This is a genomic window from Sorangium sp. So ce185, assembly GCF_051526825.1.
Classification (GTDB): Bacteria; Myxococcota_A; Polyangia; order Polyangiales; family Polyangiaceae; genus Sorangium; species Sorangium cellulosum_D.
The window spans coordinates 7,541,447-7,559,835 of the sequence record NZ_CP150316.1; the positions used below are offsets into that span (position 1 = coordinate 7,541,447).

Here is an 18,389-nt window from a genome sequence, read left to right on the forward strand (position 1 = left end):
GCGGCGAGCGTTGACCCTCGAGAGCAGCCGCCCGTAGAGTGTAGCCTTGCAGCCGACGTGCCCGCCATGAAGACCTGCCCGCAGTGCCACCAGCGCTATCCGGCCGAGAGCACCTTCTGCTTCATCGACGGCTCGTCGCTCGTCTCCGAGAAGGACCCCCGCATCGGGATGTCGATCGCGGGCCGCTACGTCATCGAGCAGGCGCTCGGGATCGGCGGGATGGCCACGGTTTACCGGGCCTACAACAAGCTCATCGGCACGCCGTGCGCCATCAAGATCCTGAACCGCGAGTTCGCGCAGGACACGACGACGCGCGAGCGCTTCCGGCGCGAGGCGCGGCACGCGCAGCGGCTCGCGCACCCGAACATCATCGAGATCTTCGATCAGGGCGACACCGACGACGGGCTGCCCTTCCTCGTGATGGAGCTGCTCCAGGGGACGAGCCTCGCCGACGTGGTGGAGCGCAGCCGGGTGCCGCTCGCGCGGGCGCTGCCCATCTGGGTGCAGATGGCGCGCGCCCTCGGCCGCGCGCACGACTTCGACGTCGTGCACCGCGACCTCAAGCCCGAGAACGTGTTCCTGCTGAAGGGCGACTGGGTGAAGCTCCTCGACTTCGGCATCGCCCGGTGCGCGCAGGACGCGCGGCTCACGAACCTCGGCGAGATCTTCGGCACGCCGCAGTACATGGCGCCCGAGCGCAGCACGACCATCGACGCGGGCCCCCCGGCCGACCTCTACTCGCTCGGGGTCATCATGTTCGAGATGATCACGCAGCGGCTGCCGTTCGACGCGCCCGATCCGGCGAGCTGGATCCTGAAGCACCTGAACGAGCAGCCGCCGCACCTCCAGGAGCTCGCGCCGGAGATGCCCGACGCGCTCGATCGCCTGGTCAACGCCCTCATGGCGAAGGACCCCTCGGCGCGCCCCGTCGACGCGTACCGCGTGCTCGCGGAGCTCGAGGAGATCGCGGCCGCGAGCGGGATCGCCCTCCCCCCGCCGCCCGAGGCGATGCCGCGCGACTCGGCGGTGCGATCGCGCGGCGCCGGGCGCGATCCCTGGGTGAGCCGGCTCGATCTGTTCGAGAAGATGACGGCCCGCGCCTTCGGCGCGTCCGCGCCGGCGGAGATCCAGCGGCAGCTCGAGGGGCTGCGGGGCCTCGTGCGGGAGCACGTCGATCTCCGCTCGAGGGCGCTCGACGAGCAGCGGCGCCTCGAGGGCGTCGCCGAGGAGTGGCGCGACGGCCGGCTGCAGATCGGGCGGGCGATGGACGCGCTCACCGTCGACGCCTCCCTCACGCGCGAGGAGGCCCGCACGTTCCGCGCCAGGGTGGCGCCGCTCAACGCGGCGACGCAGGCGTTCGTCCCCGCGGTGCTGAGCGCGCACAAGGAGGCCGTGCGCTGGGAGGGCCGGTGCGGGTTCGCCGAGCCCTACCTCGAGCTCGCCGCCAGCTACCGCCGGCTGGCGGAGCTCGTCGAGGGCTGGTACGCGTCGCGGAAGGCGGATTACGAGGCGGAGAGCGAGGCGATCGCCCGCGAGCACGAGGTGGCCGAGGTGGACGCGCAGATCAAGAAGCTGCGCGAGCGCCTCGAGGAGCTCGATCGGCAGCTCGAGGCGCGGCGCCGGGAGTCCCAGGAGCGCATCGCCGAGATCGGGCGCAGGGCCGATCAGCTCGACGCGGAGCTGCTCCACCTGGCCAGCCGCTTCTGCGCGCCGCTCCGGTCCAAGCCGGAGCTCGGCACGCTCTTCGTGGAGCTCGAGCGGCTCGCCGGCTGAGCGCTCCGGTCCGGCGCGCCGACGGCGGCGGGCGGATACCCCGGCGCAGCGCGCCGATCCGGCGTGGACGCGCCGACGCCGGGATCGCGCCGACGCCGCGATCATGCCGGCGCCGCAGCAGGCCCCCGTCGCCCGGCATTGCGCCGCGCGCCAGCACGGTCGCCGCGCCTCGCGCGTACTAAGCTAACCCCCCGTGACGCCCGCCCCCGCAGAAGAGCCGCGGCGCCCCTCGCCGCGCGCGCCGGGACGCATGCGCCGCGCCGCGTCCGCCGCGGCGGCGGCGCTCGGGCTGGCCCTGGTGTTCACCGGCGCCGCGGCGGTCGGCGTCGCGCTCCACCTCGACACGCCCGCCGCGCGCCGCGTCGCCCGCGACGCCACGAACCGGCTGCTCGGCTCTCTCTTCTACGGGCGGATCGTCGCCGACGAGATCGACAGGCTCGGCCTGAACGGCGTGCGGATCCGCTCCGCGGTCGCGATCGACCCGCGGGGGAACAAGGTGATCCGCGCGAGCGGCATCGCGGCGCGCGCCGACGTGCTCGCGATCGTCCGCGCCGCGCTCCTCGGGACGGGCGCGCTCCGCGTCGAGGTCCCGTCCATCCGGGTCGAGCAGATCGAGGTGCTGGTCCAGGACAACGGCGCCGACGGGGTCACCCTCGGCGACACGTTCGCGCCGCTGCCGCCGAGCCGCCCGCCGTCGTCGGCGCCCGAGGCGCCGCCGCGCGAGGTCGTCGTCGCGCTCTCGCGCATCGAGATCGGGCGCGGGTGGGTCCACGGGCAGCTCGCGCCGCCGCACGCGCTGGACGCCGACATCAACCGGCTCGTCGGGTCGGTGCACGTCGGCCCGGACGGCGTGGCGGTCGACGTGGACCAGACCGGCCTCGTGGACCGCGCGCTCCTGCCCGCCCGGACCTCGGGCACGGCGAACTACCACCTCCGCGCGGGCGAGAAGGTCCGGATGTGGAGCAGCTTCGCCGGCCGGCTCGCCGACGTCGAGATCACCGCGCGGGCCGTGCTCGACGAGGATCACCTCGAGGCGCAGGCGAGCGTCCCGCGCGCCACGCCGGAGCAGCTCCGGAGCCTCCTGCCGGATCACCCTCTCACCGAGCCGGTCGCCGCGCGCGTCGCCGTGAACGGCGACCTCCCCCAGCTCGACGTGGCGGCCTCGTTCTCGGCGGATCCGGCCGGCCCGGCGGGGGGCAGCGTCGCCCTCGCGGGGCGGCTCGACGTGACGGGGCCCGTCCGGCTCGACGCCGACGTGCAGGCGCGCGACGTGGATCTGCGGCTCTTCGGCGTGCGCTTCTCGTCCGATACGACGGGCGGGGAGCCCGGCGCCGCGCCCGCACGGACAGGCGCCGCGCCCGCACGGACAAGCGCCGCGCCCGCACGGACAGGCGCCGCGCCCGCACGGACAGGCGCCGCGCCCGCACGGACAGGCGCCGCGCCCGCACGGACAAGCGCCGCGCCCGCACGGACAAGCGCCGCGCCCGCACGGACAGGCGCCGCCGCGGCCAAGGCCGCGCCGGAGGAAGCGGCGACCTCGATCACCGCCGAGGGCCGGGTGCGCGTCGAGCTCGGCGACGAGCTCCGGCTCGCCGTCGAGGCGCGGACGGAGCCGACCGAGCTGCTCGGAGAGCGGGTGCCGGCCGCGGACGTCCACCTCGTGCTCGACCGCGGCGAGCTCCACGTGCGCACGCACCTCCACGAGCCGGGCGCGCCGATCGACGCCGCCGTCTCGCTCCTGCCGGGCGGCCAGGGCATCCGCTTCGCGGCCACCGCCGACATCCCGGCGATCGCCGCGGCCCCGCGCCTCGCCGGGCCCGTCGACGGCGCCGGCCGCGTGCGCGTCGAGGGGAGCCTCCGCGACGGAGCGCTCGACGCGCAGGTCGAGGGCGCGTTCGCCAGGCTCCGGGTCGGCCCCGACGTCGCGCTCGCCAGCGCGCGCTTCGCGGGGCGGGTCACCGGGCCGCTCGACGCGCTCGCGGTGAGCGGCTCGCTCTCCGGCCAGGAGGCGCTCGCCGGCGGCCGCACGTTCGACGAGGTCACGGCGCAGATCTCCGGCCCGCTCGCCGCGCCGAAGCTCCGCGCGACGGTCACCGACGGCGACGACGCCCTGGACGCCTCGGCTCGGCTGAGCTCCGCCACCGGGGCCCTGCGCGACATCGAGCTCCAGCTGAAGCGCGACGGCGCCGTGGTCGCCGGGAAGATCGCGGCCATCGACCCGTCGGCCGGAGGGCTCGCCGTCGAGGGGCTCGAGCTCGCCTCCCCCGAGCTCGGCTCGCTCAAGGGCCGGCTCGCGGTGCGCGGCGACGACGTGACCGGGCGGCTCCAGGGCGACGACATCGACGTCGGCCGCCTCGCGCGGATGCTCGGGATCCCGCTGCGCGTGCGCGGGCGCGCGGACGTCGACGTCGCGCTCGACCACGACCGCAAGGCCGGGCGCTCGGGCCACGTGCGGCTCGACCTCGCGGGCGGCGAGATCGCGTTCCTGTCCGGCGTCTCAGCGCGCCTCACGGCGACCTTCGAGCGCGACCAGCTCAAGGCCGACGGGCTCGTGCGCATCGACGCGGCGGCGCCGCAGCCGGCCGGAGGGCGCGCTGCGAACGGCGCGCCGAGCGATGCGTCGAACGGCGCGTGGGAGGGCGCGCTGCCGCGGTGCGCCGGCACCCTGGCGAGCGTGCGGGTGTCCGGCGCCGAGGGCACGCTGAAGGGGCCTCTCCTGCGCGCGGAGACGTGGGCCGGCCTCGTGGGGCAGGCCGAGGTCGCCGCGGACGACTGGGACCTCGGGTGCCTCGCGCGGCTCATGCCGATCGCGCACGTCGTGAGCGAGGTCCGCGGCAAGCTCACGACCCGCTTCCGGGTGTCGCGCGCGCCCGGCGAGGCGTTCCCCTCGCTGCACGACGTGCTCGTGCGGACGCAGGGCCTCGCGCTCGCGGGGCCTCACCGCCTGGGCGCCGAGCGCCCCGCCTGGGACTCGCGCTTCATCGACGCGCAGCTCAAGGGCTCGCTCGACGGGACGACCGGCAGGGCCGAGGCCGCGCTGACCCTGTACGACGGCGGGCTGCTCGCCGACGCCTCCGGCTCGATCGACCTCGACCTCGCGGCGCTCGCCGGTCCGCCCGCGGGCCGGTGGACGTCGCTCCTGCGCTCGCCCATCGCCGCGCAGGTCTCCTTCCCGCGACGCGCCGTGGACGAGCTCACCACCCTCCCCTCGTTCGTGCGCGACGCGCTCCCGCCCCTCGCCGGCGAGCTGCGGATCGACGCCTACGCGGGCGGCACCCTCGCGCGCCCGTCCCTGACCGCGCGCACCCTCTGGTGGGGCCTCACGTACGCGCCGCCGGGCGCGACGAGCGCGACGGATCTCATGTTCCCCACCGATCTCGACGCGTGGCTCACGTACGACAGCGAGAAGGCCACGCTCGACGCGCACGTCACGCGCGGCCCGGACGAGATCGCGACCGCGCGCGCCGAGGTGATCGCGCCCCTCGACCGCCTCCTCGCGGCCCCCTCGCCGCGCGCGCTGCGCGGCGCGCCCCCGCCCCCGGCGTGGACCGGCCGCTTCCGCGCCACGCTGCGCGACGTCCCGCTCGGCGAGATCCCGCTGCTCGGCGACAGCGGCATCGGCGGGCGCGTGAGCGGCGAGATCGAGATGCGCGACCTCAACGTCGCGCCCGCGCTCACCGCGCACCTCACGCTGCCGGGGGTCACGATCGGGAGCGATCTCGCCTTCGAGCGCGGCGTGCTCTCGGTGCGGATCGATCCCAAGCGCGGGACGGACCGCGGGGAGCTCCGCGTCACAGAGCTCGCGCTCGAGGGCCCGCGCGGCGGCAAGCTCCGGGCGAACGCGTTCGCCAGCGTGCGCTTCCGCCACGGGTTCCTCCCGATCCCCGACGGCGACCACACCGACCTCGCCCTCTCGGCGGAGCGCTTCCGGCTCGCGGCGCTGCAGCCCCTGGTCGGCGGGCTGCTGAGCAAGATCGACGGCACCCTGGACGGCGACCTGCGCGTCGAGCTCGGCGGCGCGTCCGGGGACGAGGGGGGCAGCGTCCGCGCCCAGCTGGAGGTCCGCGACGGGGTCGTGCACATCCCCGAGCTCGGGCAGGAGCTGCGCGACGTCGCCGCCCGCGTCACGGCCGACGGCAGCGTCGTCCGGATCGAGGGCCTGCGCGCGGCGGGCACCACCGGGCTGGCGCAGGGATGGGCGCTCCTCCGGCTCAACGGGCTCGCGCTGCGCGACGGGGCCGGGGCGCTGACCATCGCCGACGACCAGGCGCTCCCGCTCACGCTCGAGGGGGTGCCGCTCGGGACCGCCTCGGGGATGCTGTCGTTCATCGCGGAGAAGAAGCCCGGCGAGCTCGCGCTCTACGCGACGGTCCCGAGGCTCCGCCTCACGCTGCCGGCGACGAGCAGCCGCGACGTGCAGCCGCTCGGCGACAACCCCGACATCTCCGTCTCCCACCCGCTCGGGCCGGAGAAGCAGAAGCGCGCCGCGGACGCGCTCCGCTACGCGATGACGTTCGACGTGCGCGACGCGGCGGTCAGCGGCGCGGGGCTGCGGCTCTCGCTCCGGAGCGACGAGGACGCGCCGCCGCGGGTGGAGATCGGCGAGGACGTGCGGGTGTCGGGCGGCATCGTGATCACGCGCGGCGCGCTCGAGATCTACGGCAAGGCGTTCGAGATCGAGGGCGGGCGCGTGCGCCTGCGCGAGGAGGACGCGTCGAACCCGCACCTGAACGCCACGGCGCACTGGGACGCCCCGGACGGCACGCGCATCCACGTCGCCTTCAACGGCAACCTCCGGCCCATCACCGAGCGGTCGCTGCGCTTCACGTCGAGCCCGCCGAGCTCGCAGCAGGACATCCTCGCGCGGCTCCTGTTCGGCGCCGATTTCTCCGAGGGCGCGCAGGCGGCGGGCGCCGAGACGCCCGGGGGGGTGGCCGTGGGCCGCGTGGCCGCGTCGGTCGGCAGCGAGCTCGCGACGGCGCAGTTCAACGCGCTCCTGAGCGGCATCGCGCCGCTGCGCGGGCTGTCGACGCGGTTCGGGACCACGGCGGACGGCACGCTGCGGACGAGCCTCGTCTACCGCCTGAACGACGATCTGACCGCGCAGGCCACCTTCCAGGAGGGCGCGGTGCGGGGCACGACCAGCGAGAGCGGGCCGACCACGGGGGGCACGGCGAGCGAGCGCGGCACGCGGACCGAGGTCACCGTCGACTGGCGCTTCGACGAGCACTGGACGCTCCGCGGCACCGTGGGCGTCGACGAGCGCCAGACGACCTCGGGCGTGCTCGACCTGCTCTGGCACTACCGGTACTGAGCGGCGCGCGGGGCGCCTCCGCGCCGCGGGGGCGTCAGCGCGCCGCGGGGGCGTCAGCGCGCCGCGGGGGCGTCAGCGAGCCGCGGGGGCGTCAGCGCGCCGCGCTACCCCGCGGCCCGCGCGGGCAGCCGGATCTCGCGCCCGGCGACGCGGAGCGTGGGCGGCTCGGCCTCGACGAGCAGCGGGGCGAGCTGCGACTGCGCGTGGCGCGAGAAGCGCGCCTCGAGCGCGCCGCCGCGGGCGCGCGCGTACACGACGCCGTCCTCGCCGAGGGAGAGCGTCCCCGGATCGAGCGGCTCCTCGGTCCCGTCGAACAGGACCAGCGTGACCGCGCCGCCGTCGCCGATCCGGAGCGCGTCGACGAAGAGCGGGGCGTCGTCGGCCTGGAAGTAGCACCAGTCGTAGCCGTTCGAGAGGATCGGACGGCCGTCGTCCGGGTGCCGCGCGATCCACGCCCTGAGCCCGCGCTCGAGCGCGGGGTGGTCGACGCGGGCGCCGTCGTGCCAGAAGCGGCCCTCGCGGTCGAGCCGGATCGAGCTCTCGCGGGACGTCCCTGGGGGCGGCGCGAACCGGAAGAAATCAGGATGGTCGCCGGGCTTCATGGGTCACCTCGCAGGAGAGATGCGGCCCGGCGCGGCGCCGCGCAAGCCGCGCGCGCCGGGGAGTACTATAGCGAGCCCATGCGATCCCAGACGGACGAGGCCACGGCCGACGAGCACCTGCGCGCGACGCGGGCGTACTACGACGAGTTCTCCGCGCGCTACGAGGACCGGCGCGGGGGCCGCGACGTCGGGGGCTACCACGATCTCGTCGACGCGCTCGAGGTCGACTTCGTGCGGCGCTTCGGCGAGGGCCGCGACGTGCTCGAGGTCGGGTGCGGCACCGGGCTCCTGCTCGCGCGAATCGGCGCGTTCGCGCGCTCCGCGCGCGGGGTCGACCTCTCGCCCGGCATGCTCGAGCGCGCCCGCGAGCGCGGCCTCGACGTCGTCGAGGGGAGCGCGACCGCCCTGCCCTTCGCCGACGAGAGCTTCGACGTCGCCTGCTCGTTCAAGGTGCTCGCCCACGTCGAGGACGTGCGCCGCGCGCTGTCGGAGATGGCGCGCGTGGTGCGGCCCGGCGGGCACGTGATCGCGGAGTTCTACAACCCCTACAGCCTGCGCGGGCTCGTGAAGAAGCTCGGCCCGGCGGGCGCCATCAGCGACCAGACCCGCGAGAGCGCCGTCTACACGCGCTTCGACGCGCCGCGCGCCGCCGCCGCCCTGATGCCGGAGGGCGTGCGCGTCGTCGCCTCGCGGGGCGTGCGCATCGTGACCCCGTTCGCGGCCGCGATGCGCGTGCCGGGCCTCGGCCGGCTCCTGCGCCGGGCGGAGTGGGCGCTGTGCGACACGAGGCTCGCGGAGCTCGGCGGGTTCTGGATCGCCGCCGCGCAGAAGGCGTGAGCCGCGCCGCCGGCCCCGGTCAGAACCGGCCGAGGAGCCCCGCGTAGAGGCCGCCGGGGAGCGCGGAGATCGTCGGCGCCGCGGAGAAGCCCGGGGGCGGGGGCGGCACGCGGCGCGTGCGGAAGGAGACCCGCTCCGGGATGAACGTGATCTGCGCGTGGGCGATCCCCGCCGCGACGAGCGTCGCGAACGTCCCGAAGGCCACGCGGTTGACCGCGGCCGCGGTCTCGATCCGGCTGTTCAGCGCGTCGATGTCGACGGCCTGCGCGGGGGTGCCCGGCGCCCTGGGCCGCGGCGTGACGTCGACGTTCGTGTAGCTCGACAGCGCCAGGGCCGACACGATCGACGTGCCGCCGGCGACCGCCTGGCCGACCAGGAAGAACCAGCCGAGCCCCTCGTCGCCGTTCTGGAACTGCCCCACCCCGAACGGCAGCATCGCGATCCAGCGGGAGTTCCGCTCCACGACCCGCTCGCTCCCGGCGAGCCGGTGGAGCTCGGCGATCCAGCGGCGCTCGTCGTCGCGGCCCCGCTCGATCCGCAGCCGCTCCGCGCGCTGCGCCTCCGCCTTCTGCCGGGTCATCTCCTCGATGCGCGCCCGGCTGCGCGCCCGGACCGCCGTGAACCGGTCGATGACCTCGGGCTGGAACACCGCCGGGTTCGGCGAGTACACCGGGTTGTCGAGGAGGATCTGCTCGATGTAGGCGTCGGCCTCGCTCGTGCGCCGCAGCGCCACGAGCGCCGCGGCGGCGAGGCCGCGCGCCCGCTCGACCAGGGCGGGATCCGAGATCCGGCACGGCTTGCCTTCGACGTCGGTCGCGCTGCGCTCGCAGGGCGGGCTCGCGGGGTCGAGCATCGCCGCGAAGCGGCTCACGGCCTCCTCGTAGTGCCCGGCGTCGAAGCGCGTCTTGGCGAGCTCGAACTGCTGCATGTCGTCGGCGGCCGCCGGGCCCGCGCAGAGGAGCGCGAGGGCGCCCGCCGCGGCCGCGGCGAGGCGCCGCGGCGCGAGCAGAACGCGGCCGCTCCCGACCGATGGGAAGCGAGCGCCGGGAGATTTCCCGCCTGGAGTTCGCGCAGCCATGCGGAGGGGTGCGCCGTGATGTAGCGGAGTTTGGGCGGGGATGCTGAGATTTCCGGCGCCGACGCCGCAATGAAGGCGTCGCCGTCAGCCGGACGGCCAGGAAACGGTGTTCGACTCGCCGGCCACGAGCGTGACGTTGCCGACGAGCGGCGCCGCGTCGGGCGTCGGGGGCGTGAAGATGCAGCGCCCGCTCCAGAACACGTCGTTCAGGGTCACGGTCTGCGGGGCGCCCGCGAAGCCGATCAGGCCGATCTGCGGGCACTGGTACTGCGCGCTCGGCGGCGCGCCGCTCAGGACGACCGTGCTGGGCAGGATCTCCAGCTTGTGGACGATCCGCTGCGGCGCGGTGACCCCGGGCTTGGGCGCGACGACCGAGATGACGCCCGAGTACGGCTTGCAGCACCGCGAGTTGGGCACGCTGATGTCGACGCTGTGCGCGCCGATCTTGAGCGGCGTGACCTTGTTCGCGCCGAACCAGTTGATCTCGACCCCGTCGAGCACCAGCTTGGCGCCGCTCGGGACGATCTGGAAGACGACGTCGCGGACCGCCGGCGCCTCGGCCGGGGATGCGGCCGCCGACGCGACGGGCGGCGGGTGAAACCGCGGGCGAGGCCGCGGCGCGATCGCGCCCTCCGCGGCGCCCGGCGAGACCTCCGCGGCGCGCGGCGCGCCCTCCGCGGCGCGCGCCGCGACCGCGCGCAGGTTCGGCGGCGGGACCAGGGCCTCGATCGGCCCCGGCCGCGGCGGATCGCCCGCGAGGGGCGCGTCCCCCTCCGGAGGTGGAGCATCGCGCAGCGCGCGCGCCACGCCGAACGCGGCGACGCCGAGCCCCACCGACGCGAGCGCCACGAGCAGCGCGCGCCGCGCGAGCTGCCTCCGGCTGCGGCTCGCGTTCAGCTTCGCGATCCGCTTGAGGATGGTGAGGTCGTTCGGCGCGAGGGCGAGGGCCCGGTTGTAATCGGCGGCCGCGCCCGGCACGTCGCCGCGCTTGCGGCCGGCCTCCGCGCGCGCCACGAGGCGCGGGACGAGCCGCGCGGCGTGCCGCTCGGCGTAGCCCGCGGGGTCGGCGAAGTAGGCGGCGAGCTCGGCGCGCGGCTCCGCGACGCCGAGCTCGCCGAGCTCGGCCCGGATCAGCTCGGCGAGCGCGCGGGGGCTCGCCGTGCGGCCCGCGATGTCGTGCGAGAGGGCGCCCGCGATGATCCGGCTCCAGCGCGCGCCCACGGCGGGCCGCTCGCGCTCGGCCTCCGGGTAGACCCCCTCGATCACCCTGCGGAGCACCTGCGCCGGGTTCTTTCCCTCGAACGGCAGGTGCCCGACGAGGCACTCGTAGAAGAGCACGCCGAGCGCGAAGACGTCGGTGCGCGCGTCGACCTCGCCCCCCTCGATCTGCTCCGGCGCCATGTGCGCCGGCGAGCCGAGCACCTGCCCGGTCGACGTGACGCCCTGGGCGTCGAGGATCTTGGCGATGCCGAAGTCGGTCAGCTTGATGACCACGCTCGCGCCGTCCCAGCTGCCGCCCGGGCGGTCGGACGGCAGCTCGACGAGCACGTTCTCCGGCTTCACGTCGCGGTGGATGATCCCCGACGCGTGCGCGTGCTCCAGGGCGTCGCACAGCTCGAGCACCACGGCGGCGCCGATCTCGGCCGGCATGTCGCGGTGGGCGTTCAGGATCTTGCGCAGCGTGGAGCCGCGGAGCAGCTCGACCACGAGGTAGCGCTCGCGATCCTGCTCGCTGGAGACGTCGTACACCTCGACGATGCCGGGGTGGCGCAGCTTCGCCGCCGCGCGCGCCTCGGCGACGAAGCGGGCGCCGACCTCGGCGTTCTCGCGGAGGTGCTTGTGGATGATCTTGACGGCGACCTCGCGGCGGAGCCGCGGGTCGCGGGCGCGGTAGACCGTGGCCATCCCGCCGTGGCCGAGCTCCTCGATCAGCTCGTATTTCTCGAGCTTCGGGAGGCCTTCTGCGCCCGCGTGTCTGGAGAGGGATTCCTGCTCGCCCGTCGAGCCCCTATCGCGGGCGAGCAGGCTCATTCAACGACCTTCACCCGAATCGCGTTGGTCGACCCCGAGACGCCGACCGGAGCGCCGTAGATGGTGACGAGCTTGTCGCCGGGCGAGACGAGGCCGTTCGCGAGCAGCTGCCCGGTGGCGCGCTCGATCATCTCGTCCGAGTTGCGGAGCGCGTCGACGGGGAACGGCACCACGCCCCAGAGCAGCGCGAGCCGCCGGCGCGTCGTGTCGTTCGGCGAGAAGGCGACGATCGGCACCACGGGGCGCGCCTTCGACGCGTACCGCGCGGTGAGGCCGCTCTCGGTGAACGCGATGATGAGCTTCGCGCCGATGTCCTTCGCGATGTCGCACGCCGCGCGCGCGGTCGCCTCCGCGACGTTCGCGCGCTGGCCGGGCTGCTCGCTCGAGAGGTAGCGGTAGAACGAGCTCTGCTCGGCCTCGGTGACGATGCGGGCCATCATCCGCACGACGAGCGGCGGGTGCGCGCCGGTCGCGGTCTCCTGCGAGAGCATGACCGCGTCGGTGCCGTCGAAGACGGCGGTCGCCACGTCGCTCGCCTCGGCGCGCGTCGGGCGCGTCGCGGTCACCATCGACTGGAGCATCTCGGTCGCGACGATCACCGGCTTCTGGTGCACGCGGGCGAGGCCGAGGATCTCGCGCTGGATGATCGGCACCCGCTCCGGGTTGAACTCCACGCCGAGATCGCCGCGCGCGACCATGACCCCGTCCGAGGCGAGGATGATCGACTCGAGGTTGTCGATGGCGCCGGGCGTCTCGATCTTGGAGACGATCGGCGTCGGGCGGCCCCAGGCCTCGCAGATGTCGCGGACGTGCCGGACCTCGTCCGCGTTGCGCACGAACGAGAGGGCGACGTAGTCGACCCCCTGCGCGAGGCCGAAGCTCAGGTCCGCCTTGTCCTTCTCGGTGAGGGCGGAGATGCGCACGCGCCTGGCCGGCAGGTGCACGCCCACGCGATCGCGCAGGCGTCCGCCCTGCGTCACGCCGGCGTGGACGCGATCGCCCTCGACCTTGGTGACGGTGACCACCACGCGGCCGTCGTCGATGAGGACGACGTCGCCCGGCTGCAGGTCGGAGGCGAGGCCCTCGTAGAGGATCGGGATCTCGCCGGGCGTGGCGACGGGGCTGTCCCGGTTCGCCTCGACCAAGGTAACGGAAGCCCCGTCAGCGACCTCGAAGGTGTTGCCGGGGAAGCGACCGGCTCGGATCTTCGGGCCGCAGAGATCCTGCAGGATCGCCACAGGCTTTCCGCAGGCCTCCGCAGCCGCGCGGACCGTGGCGATTGCCTTGCCATGATCCTCATGCGAGCCGTGAGAGAAGTTGAGTCGAGCGACATCCATACCGGCGCGGATGAGCTGCTCCAGCGTCGTTTGAGAGTCACACGAAGGGCCAATGGTACAGACGATTTTCGCTCTGCGTACGAGCACGGGCGGAGCATGCCACGAGCAGGGGTCGCGACACTACCCTGATTGTGAAGGAGCCATGCGGACTTCATCGGATTCCAACAAAGCCGCTGGATGGACGAGCCCGGACGCGGCGCGCGCGTCGGCGCAGCGGCCGAGCGCGCAGGCCCGCCGCGGGCAGCGCGCTCCACGCCGCGGGCGCCGCGCGAGGCCGCGGAACGCTGAAAATCAGGCGATCTCTGTGAGGGGCGTGAGCGACGGGGAGGTCGGCGCGCGCCGCAGCGCGGCATGACCTCCCCCCGGGATCTCGTGGCTAGGAGCGGCGCTCGCGGCGCTCGCGCGGCGGCGGCCCGCCGCGATCGCGCTCCATGCCGGGCCGCGGGCCGCGGTCGCGGTCGCCGCCACGCCCGCCGCCCGGGCCGTCGCGCCGCGGCGGCGGGCCGGCGTCGCGCGCCTGCGCCATCCGCTCGCGCGCCCGATCGCCCTCCTCGCCCTCCGGCAGCGGGAGCAGCTCGCGCCGGCTCAGCCGGATCTTCCCGTCGCGATCGACGCTCAGCACCTTCACGTCGACCGAGTCGCCCTCCTTGAGGACGTCCTCGACGCGCTCGACGCGCGTGTGGGCCATCTCCGAGATGTGCAGCAGGCCGTCCGTGTTCGGGAGGATCTCGATGAACGCGCCGAAGTCGGTGATGCGCTTGACCGTCCCCTTGTAGGTCGCGCCGACCTCGGGCTCGGCGGTGAGCCCCTTGATGATGTCGAGCGCCCGCTTCACCGCGTCGGAGTCCGACGACGCGACGTTCACCGTGCCGTCGTCCTCGACGTCGATCGCGACGCCGGTCTGGTCGACGATGCCCTTGATGGTCTTGCCGCCGGGGCCGATGATGAGCCGGATCTGGTCGGGCTTCACGCGCACCGTGGTGATCCGCGGCGCGTACTGGCTGAGCTCGGGCCGCGTGGTCGGCAGCGTCTCCAGCATCTTGTTCAGGATGTGGAGCCGCCCCTCGCGCGCCTGATCCAGCGCCTGCATCAGGATCTGCCGGCTCAGGCCGGCGATCTTGATGTCCATCTGGATCGCGGTCACGCCGCGCGCCGTGCCGCAGACCTTGAAGTCCATGTCGCCGAGGTGATCCTCGTCGCCGAGGATGTCCGAGAGCACCGCGTAGCGCTGGCCCTCCATGATGAGCCCCATCGCGATGCCGGCGACGGGCGACTTGATCGGCACGCCCGCGTCCATGAGCGAGAGGCACCCGCCGCAGACCGCCGCCATCGACGACGAGCCGTTCGACTCGAGCGTCTCCGACACGATCCGGATCGTGTAGGGGAACTGATCCGGCGGCGGGATCATCCGGGAGAGCGCGCGCTCGGCGAGCGCGCCGTGGCCGATCTCGCGACGGCCGGGGCCGCGCAGCGGCTTCGTCTCGCCGGTCGAGAAGGGCGGGAAGTTGTAGTGGAGGTAGAAGCGCTTCCACGTCTCGCCCATCAGGCCGTCGATCTTCTGCTCGTCGGTCGAGGTGCCGAGCGTCGTCGTGACGATCGCCTGCGTCTCGCCGCGCTGGAACAGGGCGCTGCCGTGCACGCGCGGGAGCAGGCCCACCTCGCACATGATCGGCCGGATGCTCTTGCCGTCGCGGCCGTCGATGCGCCGGCCCTCCTCGATGACGTACGTGCGGACGACGTGCGCCTTGCGCTCCTCGAACTCGGCCTTCACGAGCCCCTGGAGGGGCAGGAACTTCTCGGCGCCGAGCTCGGCCGACAGGGTCTCGGTCAGCTTCTTCTTGAGCGTGCTGTAGCCGTCGTAGCGCGCCTTCTTGTCGGTCACCCGCGTCGCCGCCTTGAGGTCCCCGTCGACGATCTGGGCGACGCGCTGCTTGACGTCGTCCGGCAGCGCCGGCGCGACGAACTCGCGCTTCGGCTTGCCCACCGCGGCGCGCATCTTCTCGATGAGGTCGATGACCGGCTGCGCCGTCTCGTGCGCGAACATCAGCGCGTCGATGATCTCGGCCTCGGTCGCCTCCGCGGCGCCGCCCTCGACCATCACGATCGCGTCGCGCGAGCAGGCGACGACGAGGTCGATGTCGCACCGCTCGATGTCGGCCACCGTCGGGTACGCGACGAACTCGCCCTCGAGGCGGCCCACGCGCACGCCGACGACGGGCCCGTGCCAGGGGATGTCCGAGATGTGCAGCGCGGCGCTCGCGCCCGTCAGCGCGAGGACGTCGGCCTTGTTCTGCTTGTCGCTGGAGAGGACCGTGGCGATGATCTGCGTGTCCCGCTTGAAGCCCTCGGGGAAGAGCGGGCGGAGCGGGCGGTCCATGAGGCGGCTCGAGAGGATCTCCTCCTCGCGCTGGCGCGCCTCGCGTTTGAAGAACCCGCCGGGGATCTTGCCGGCGGCGTACGTCTTCTCGACGAACTCGCAGGTGAGGGGGAAGAAGTCGAGGCCCGGCCGCTCGTCCTGCGAGACGGCGGTCACGAGCACCATGGTATCGCCGTAGGTGACGAGCACGGCCCCGTGGGCCTGCTTCGCCAGGCGGCCGGTCTCGAGGGTGAGGGCGCGGCCGCCCACCATGACGGATTCACGAACGAACATCAGGATTTCAGCTCTCTCTCGCGCGATCGCGAGGGCCGCTGCGTGCGGCGCTACGCCGAGCGCGAGGGGCTGCTCTTCTTCCTCGATTCCTGCGCAGGAGCCGCGCTGCTGCGCACGAAGCGAAGACGAAGACGCGCGGAGCCCGCGCTCGGGAACGGTGAGGCCGAGCGGCCCGCCGTCCCGTGGTCAATGAATGTGCTCCTTAAAGCGTTCGCTCCGCCCTCGCCAGCGCAAAACGCATGCGTTCAGGGGTGCGTGCCGCAAAACCTCCCGAACGGAAGGGCCGGAACGCCGGCCGGTGCCGGGTGGAACGCGCGGGTGGAGGATGGGACGGCAGCGAGCTGCGGCCGGCAAGCGGACAGGCCCGACCGGCCGAGGCCGGCGGCAAGCGGGCAGACCCAGCCGAGGCCGGCGCTCGCACCTGCCCCGACAGCGCGGGCAGAGGGCAGACGGACGCCGCGCGGGCGCGCGGCGCCTCGGGAGCGCGCCGGCGAGACCGGCGCAATCTGCCCTGAAATCCGCTACTTGCGGAGGTTGAGGCGGCCGATGAGGCTGCGGTAGCGCTCGATGTCGATGCGCTTCAGGTAGTCGAGCTGACGGCGGCGCTGGCTCACCAGCTTCAGGAGGCCCCGGCGGGAGTGGTGGTCCTTCTGGTGGGTGCGGAAGTGCTCCTGCAGCTGGTTGATCCGCTCGCTGAGGAGCGCGATCTGGACCTCGGGCGACCCGGTGTCGCCCTCGTGGATCGCGTACTTCTGGATGATGTCCGTCTTCTGAATCGAGTGCAGCATGGCTGGCTCTCCATGGCCTCTCCGGTGCGCTGCCGAGCGCCCGGGCCGGCGCGTCTTCACGACGCCGGCGACTGGCCAAGCGACGCCTGAAGGCGAGCCCCGCGCCCGGAGCGGCGGGAGCCCGCGAAATTCAGGCCAGTGAGCAGAGGAGCGCGCGAGTATACGCAGGCGCGCCGGTCCGTCAACGCGCCCGTCAACGCGGTCGACGTGGCCCGCGCGATTTGTCACCCCCAGAACGGCCGATTGGCTACCCTCGGTCAGCGATGCCCGGCACCCTCCGGCCCCCCGAAGACGCTCCCCGACTGCAGTCGGACCCTTCCCGACCGCAGTCGGACCCGCGCGGCTCCCGACCGCAGTCGGACCCGCGCGGCTCGCAGTCGGACCTGCATATCGCGCACGCGATGACGAGCCTCTCGACCTCCGCCAACGCGCCCCCGAGCTCCGGGAGCGACAACGCGACGCCCAAGGTTTGCCCCACCTGCGGGGTGCGGTACCCGGCCGAGTTCAGGGTGTGCCCGCGCGACGCCGCGACGCTCGACGACTCCGTGGACGACGCGCTCCGCGACGATCTCGTCGGCAAGACGCTCAACGAGACGTACACGGTCATGCGCGTCGTCGGCGAGGGCGGCATGGGGCGCGTCTACGAGGCGCGCCACACCCGGATCTCGAGCAAGCGTTTCGCCATCAAGATGCTGCACCCGGAGTACGCCCGGCAGCCGCAGGTGATCTCGCGCTTCCAGCGCGAGGCCGAGGCCGCGGCCGCGGTGCAGAGCCCGTACGTCGTCACCGTCTTCGACGTCCACCGCACCGCCGAGGGGCGGCCGTTCCTCGTCAACGAGTTCCTCGAAGGCAAGGAGCTCGCCGACTACCTCACGGAGGTCGGCAAGATGAAGATCGGCCCCGCCGTGCGCATCGTCCGGCAGATCTGCAAGGCGCTCGCCGCCGCGCACGCGAAGGGCGTGGTGCACCGCGACATGAAGCCGGAGAACGTGTTCCTCACCGGCGACCTCGCCATGCCCACGGCCAAGGTGATCGACTTCGGCATCTCCAAGGTCGACGACGCGCCCGGCGCCGCGCTCACGCAGACCGGAATGATCATGGGCACGCCGTCGTACATGGCCCCGGAGCAGGCCCGCGGCGAGCGCGTCGATCACCGGGCGGACATCTACGCCGTCGGCGCCATCCTCTACTGCGCCCTCACCGGCAGCCGCCCGTTCGACCGCAACGACCCGACCGCGACCCTGACCGCGGTGCTCACCGAGGACCCGCCGCGCCCGCGCTCGCTCGAGCCGAGCATCCCCGAGCCGCTGGAGATGATCATCCAGCGGGCGATGGCGAAGGAGCCCAGCCACCGCTACCAGACGATGGAAGAGCTCGACGCGGAGCTCGCGCTCTACGACACGAGCGAGCCCGAGCCGCGGGAGCTGAGCTCCCCCGTCGTGCAGCCCGGGCCGCGCACGTCGCTGCCGTCGGCGCCGCGCGCCGCGACGATGCAGCTCCGCCAGGCGCAGCAGGTGAGCATGGCGAGGCCGCTCATCCTGCTGCTCTCGGTGCTCGGCCTCTTCTGGGTCGCCGGCGGCCTGATCACGCTGGTCACCGCGATCATCCGCCTCTCGCGCGGCGGCACCGTGACCGACAACCTGACCGGCCTCGAGGCGGTCCTGCTCGCGTCCGGGATCGGCTTCGCGCTGATCACCCCCGCGCTGATCGGCGCGCGCCACGTGCGCCGCAACGTGTGGAACAACAGCATGAAGTCGGTCGATCTGGCCGACAACATCCGCCGGCCGATCGTCGTCGGGCTGTGCGCCTACGGCTTCGCGTCGCTGCTCGTGCGGGTCGTCGAGGCCGTCGTCCTCCGGCGCGCGGCCGGCGTCGCCTGGCCCATGTGGGACGTCGTGCTGTTCGCGATCGGCGCGGTCGGGGCCGCCGGGGCGTACCTCTTGCTCCGCAGCGAGAGCCGGTAGCCCGGCCGGCGAGCG

The 18,389-nt window shown here is 74.0% G+C and carries 10 protein-coding genes; 4 read left to right on the forward strand and 6 right to left on the reverse strand.

The features are described from left to right. Positions 1 to 66: 66 nt before the first annotated feature. Both WMF26_RS27450 and WMF26_RS27455 read left to right on the forward strand, forming a co-directional pair. Complete coding sequence (locus tag WMF26_RS27450; protein ID WP_437331390.1) at positions 67 to 1,773, forward strand: protein kinase domain-containing protein; 1,707 nt, start codon at positions 67 to 69, stop codon at positions 1,771 to 1,773. A gap of 193 nt (positions 1,774 to 1,966) precedes the next feature. Beyond that, on the forward strand, positions 1,967 to 7,087 hold the full coding sequence (locus WMF26_RS27455; RefSeq protein ID WP_437995078.1) for a translocation/assembly module TamB domain-containing protein: 5,121 nt from the start codon (positions 1,967 to 1,969) through the stop codon (positions 7,085 to 7,087). A 104-nt stretch (positions 7,088 to 7,191) separates the two neighbouring features. Here WMF26_RS27455 and WMF26_RS27460 read toward each other — a convergent pair whose 3' ends face one another. After that, positions 7,192 to 7,689, reverse strand: coding sequence for a hypothetical protein (locus WMF26_RS27460; protein ID WP_061621555.1), 498 nt, complete (start codon positions 7,687 to 7,689; stop codon positions 7,192 to 7,194). Positions 7,690 to 7,767: 78 nt separating this feature from the next. On the opposite strand from WMF26_RS27460, the gene WMF26_RS27465 reads away from it, so the two are divergent. Next, entirely contained in the window at positions 7,768 to 8,526 is a 759-nt protein-coding gene (locus tag WMF26_RS27465) for a class I SAM-dependent methyltransferase (protein ID WP_437331392.1), read from the forward strand. Positions 8,527 to 8,545: 19 nt separating this feature from the next. Here WMF26_RS27465 and WMF26_RS27470 read toward each other — a convergent pair whose 3' ends face one another. The 5 genes from WMF26_RS27470 to rpsO form a co-directional block, all read right to left on the reverse strand. Continuing rightward, entirely contained in the window at positions 8,546 to 9,604 is a 1,059-nt protein-coding gene (locus WMF26_RS27470; protein WP_437995079.1) for a hypothetical protein, read from the reverse strand. A gap of 84 nt (positions 9,605 to 9,688) precedes the next feature. Next, positions 9,689 to 11,635, reverse strand: a complete 1,947-nt coding sequence (locus tag WMF26_RS27475) for a protein kinase domain-containing protein (protein ID WP_437995080.1) — start codon at positions 11,633 to 11,635, stop codon at positions 9,689 to 9,691. Then, the gene (pyk, locus tag WMF26_RS27480; protein WP_063823676.1) at positions 11,632 to 13,059 is read right to left on the reverse strand and encodes a pyruvate kinase; all 1,428 of its coding nucleotides are present in this window, start codon (positions 13,057 to 13,059) and stop codon (positions 11,632 to 11,634) included. Before pyk ends, WMF26_RS27475 begins: the two co-directional genes overlap by 4 nt. 289 nt (positions 13,060 to 13,348) lie before the next feature. Beyond that, positions 13,349 to 15,622, reverse strand: coding sequence for a polyribonucleotide nucleotidyltransferase (pnp, locus tag WMF26_RS27485; protein WP_437995081.1), 2,274 nt, complete (start codon positions 15,620 to 15,622; stop codon positions 13,349 to 13,351). A gap of 521 nt (positions 15,623 to 16,143) precedes the next feature. Next, a complete protein-coding gene (gene rpsO / locus WMF26_RS27490; protein WP_020737447.1) occupies positions 16,144 to 16,410 on the reverse strand; it encodes a 30S ribosomal protein S15 in 267 nt (88 codons plus the stop codon). Between the two features lie 401 nt (positions 16,411 to 16,811). Between rpsO and WMF26_RS27495 the strand changes: the two genes are divergently transcribed. Further along, the gene (locus WMF26_RS27495; RefSeq protein ID WP_049949644.1) at positions 16,812 to 18,374 is read left to right on the forward strand and encodes a serine/threonine-protein kinase; all 1,563 of its coding nucleotides are present in this window, start codon (positions 16,812 to 16,814) and stop codon (positions 18,372 to 18,374) included. Positions 18,375 to 18,389 lie beyond the last annotated feature (15 nt).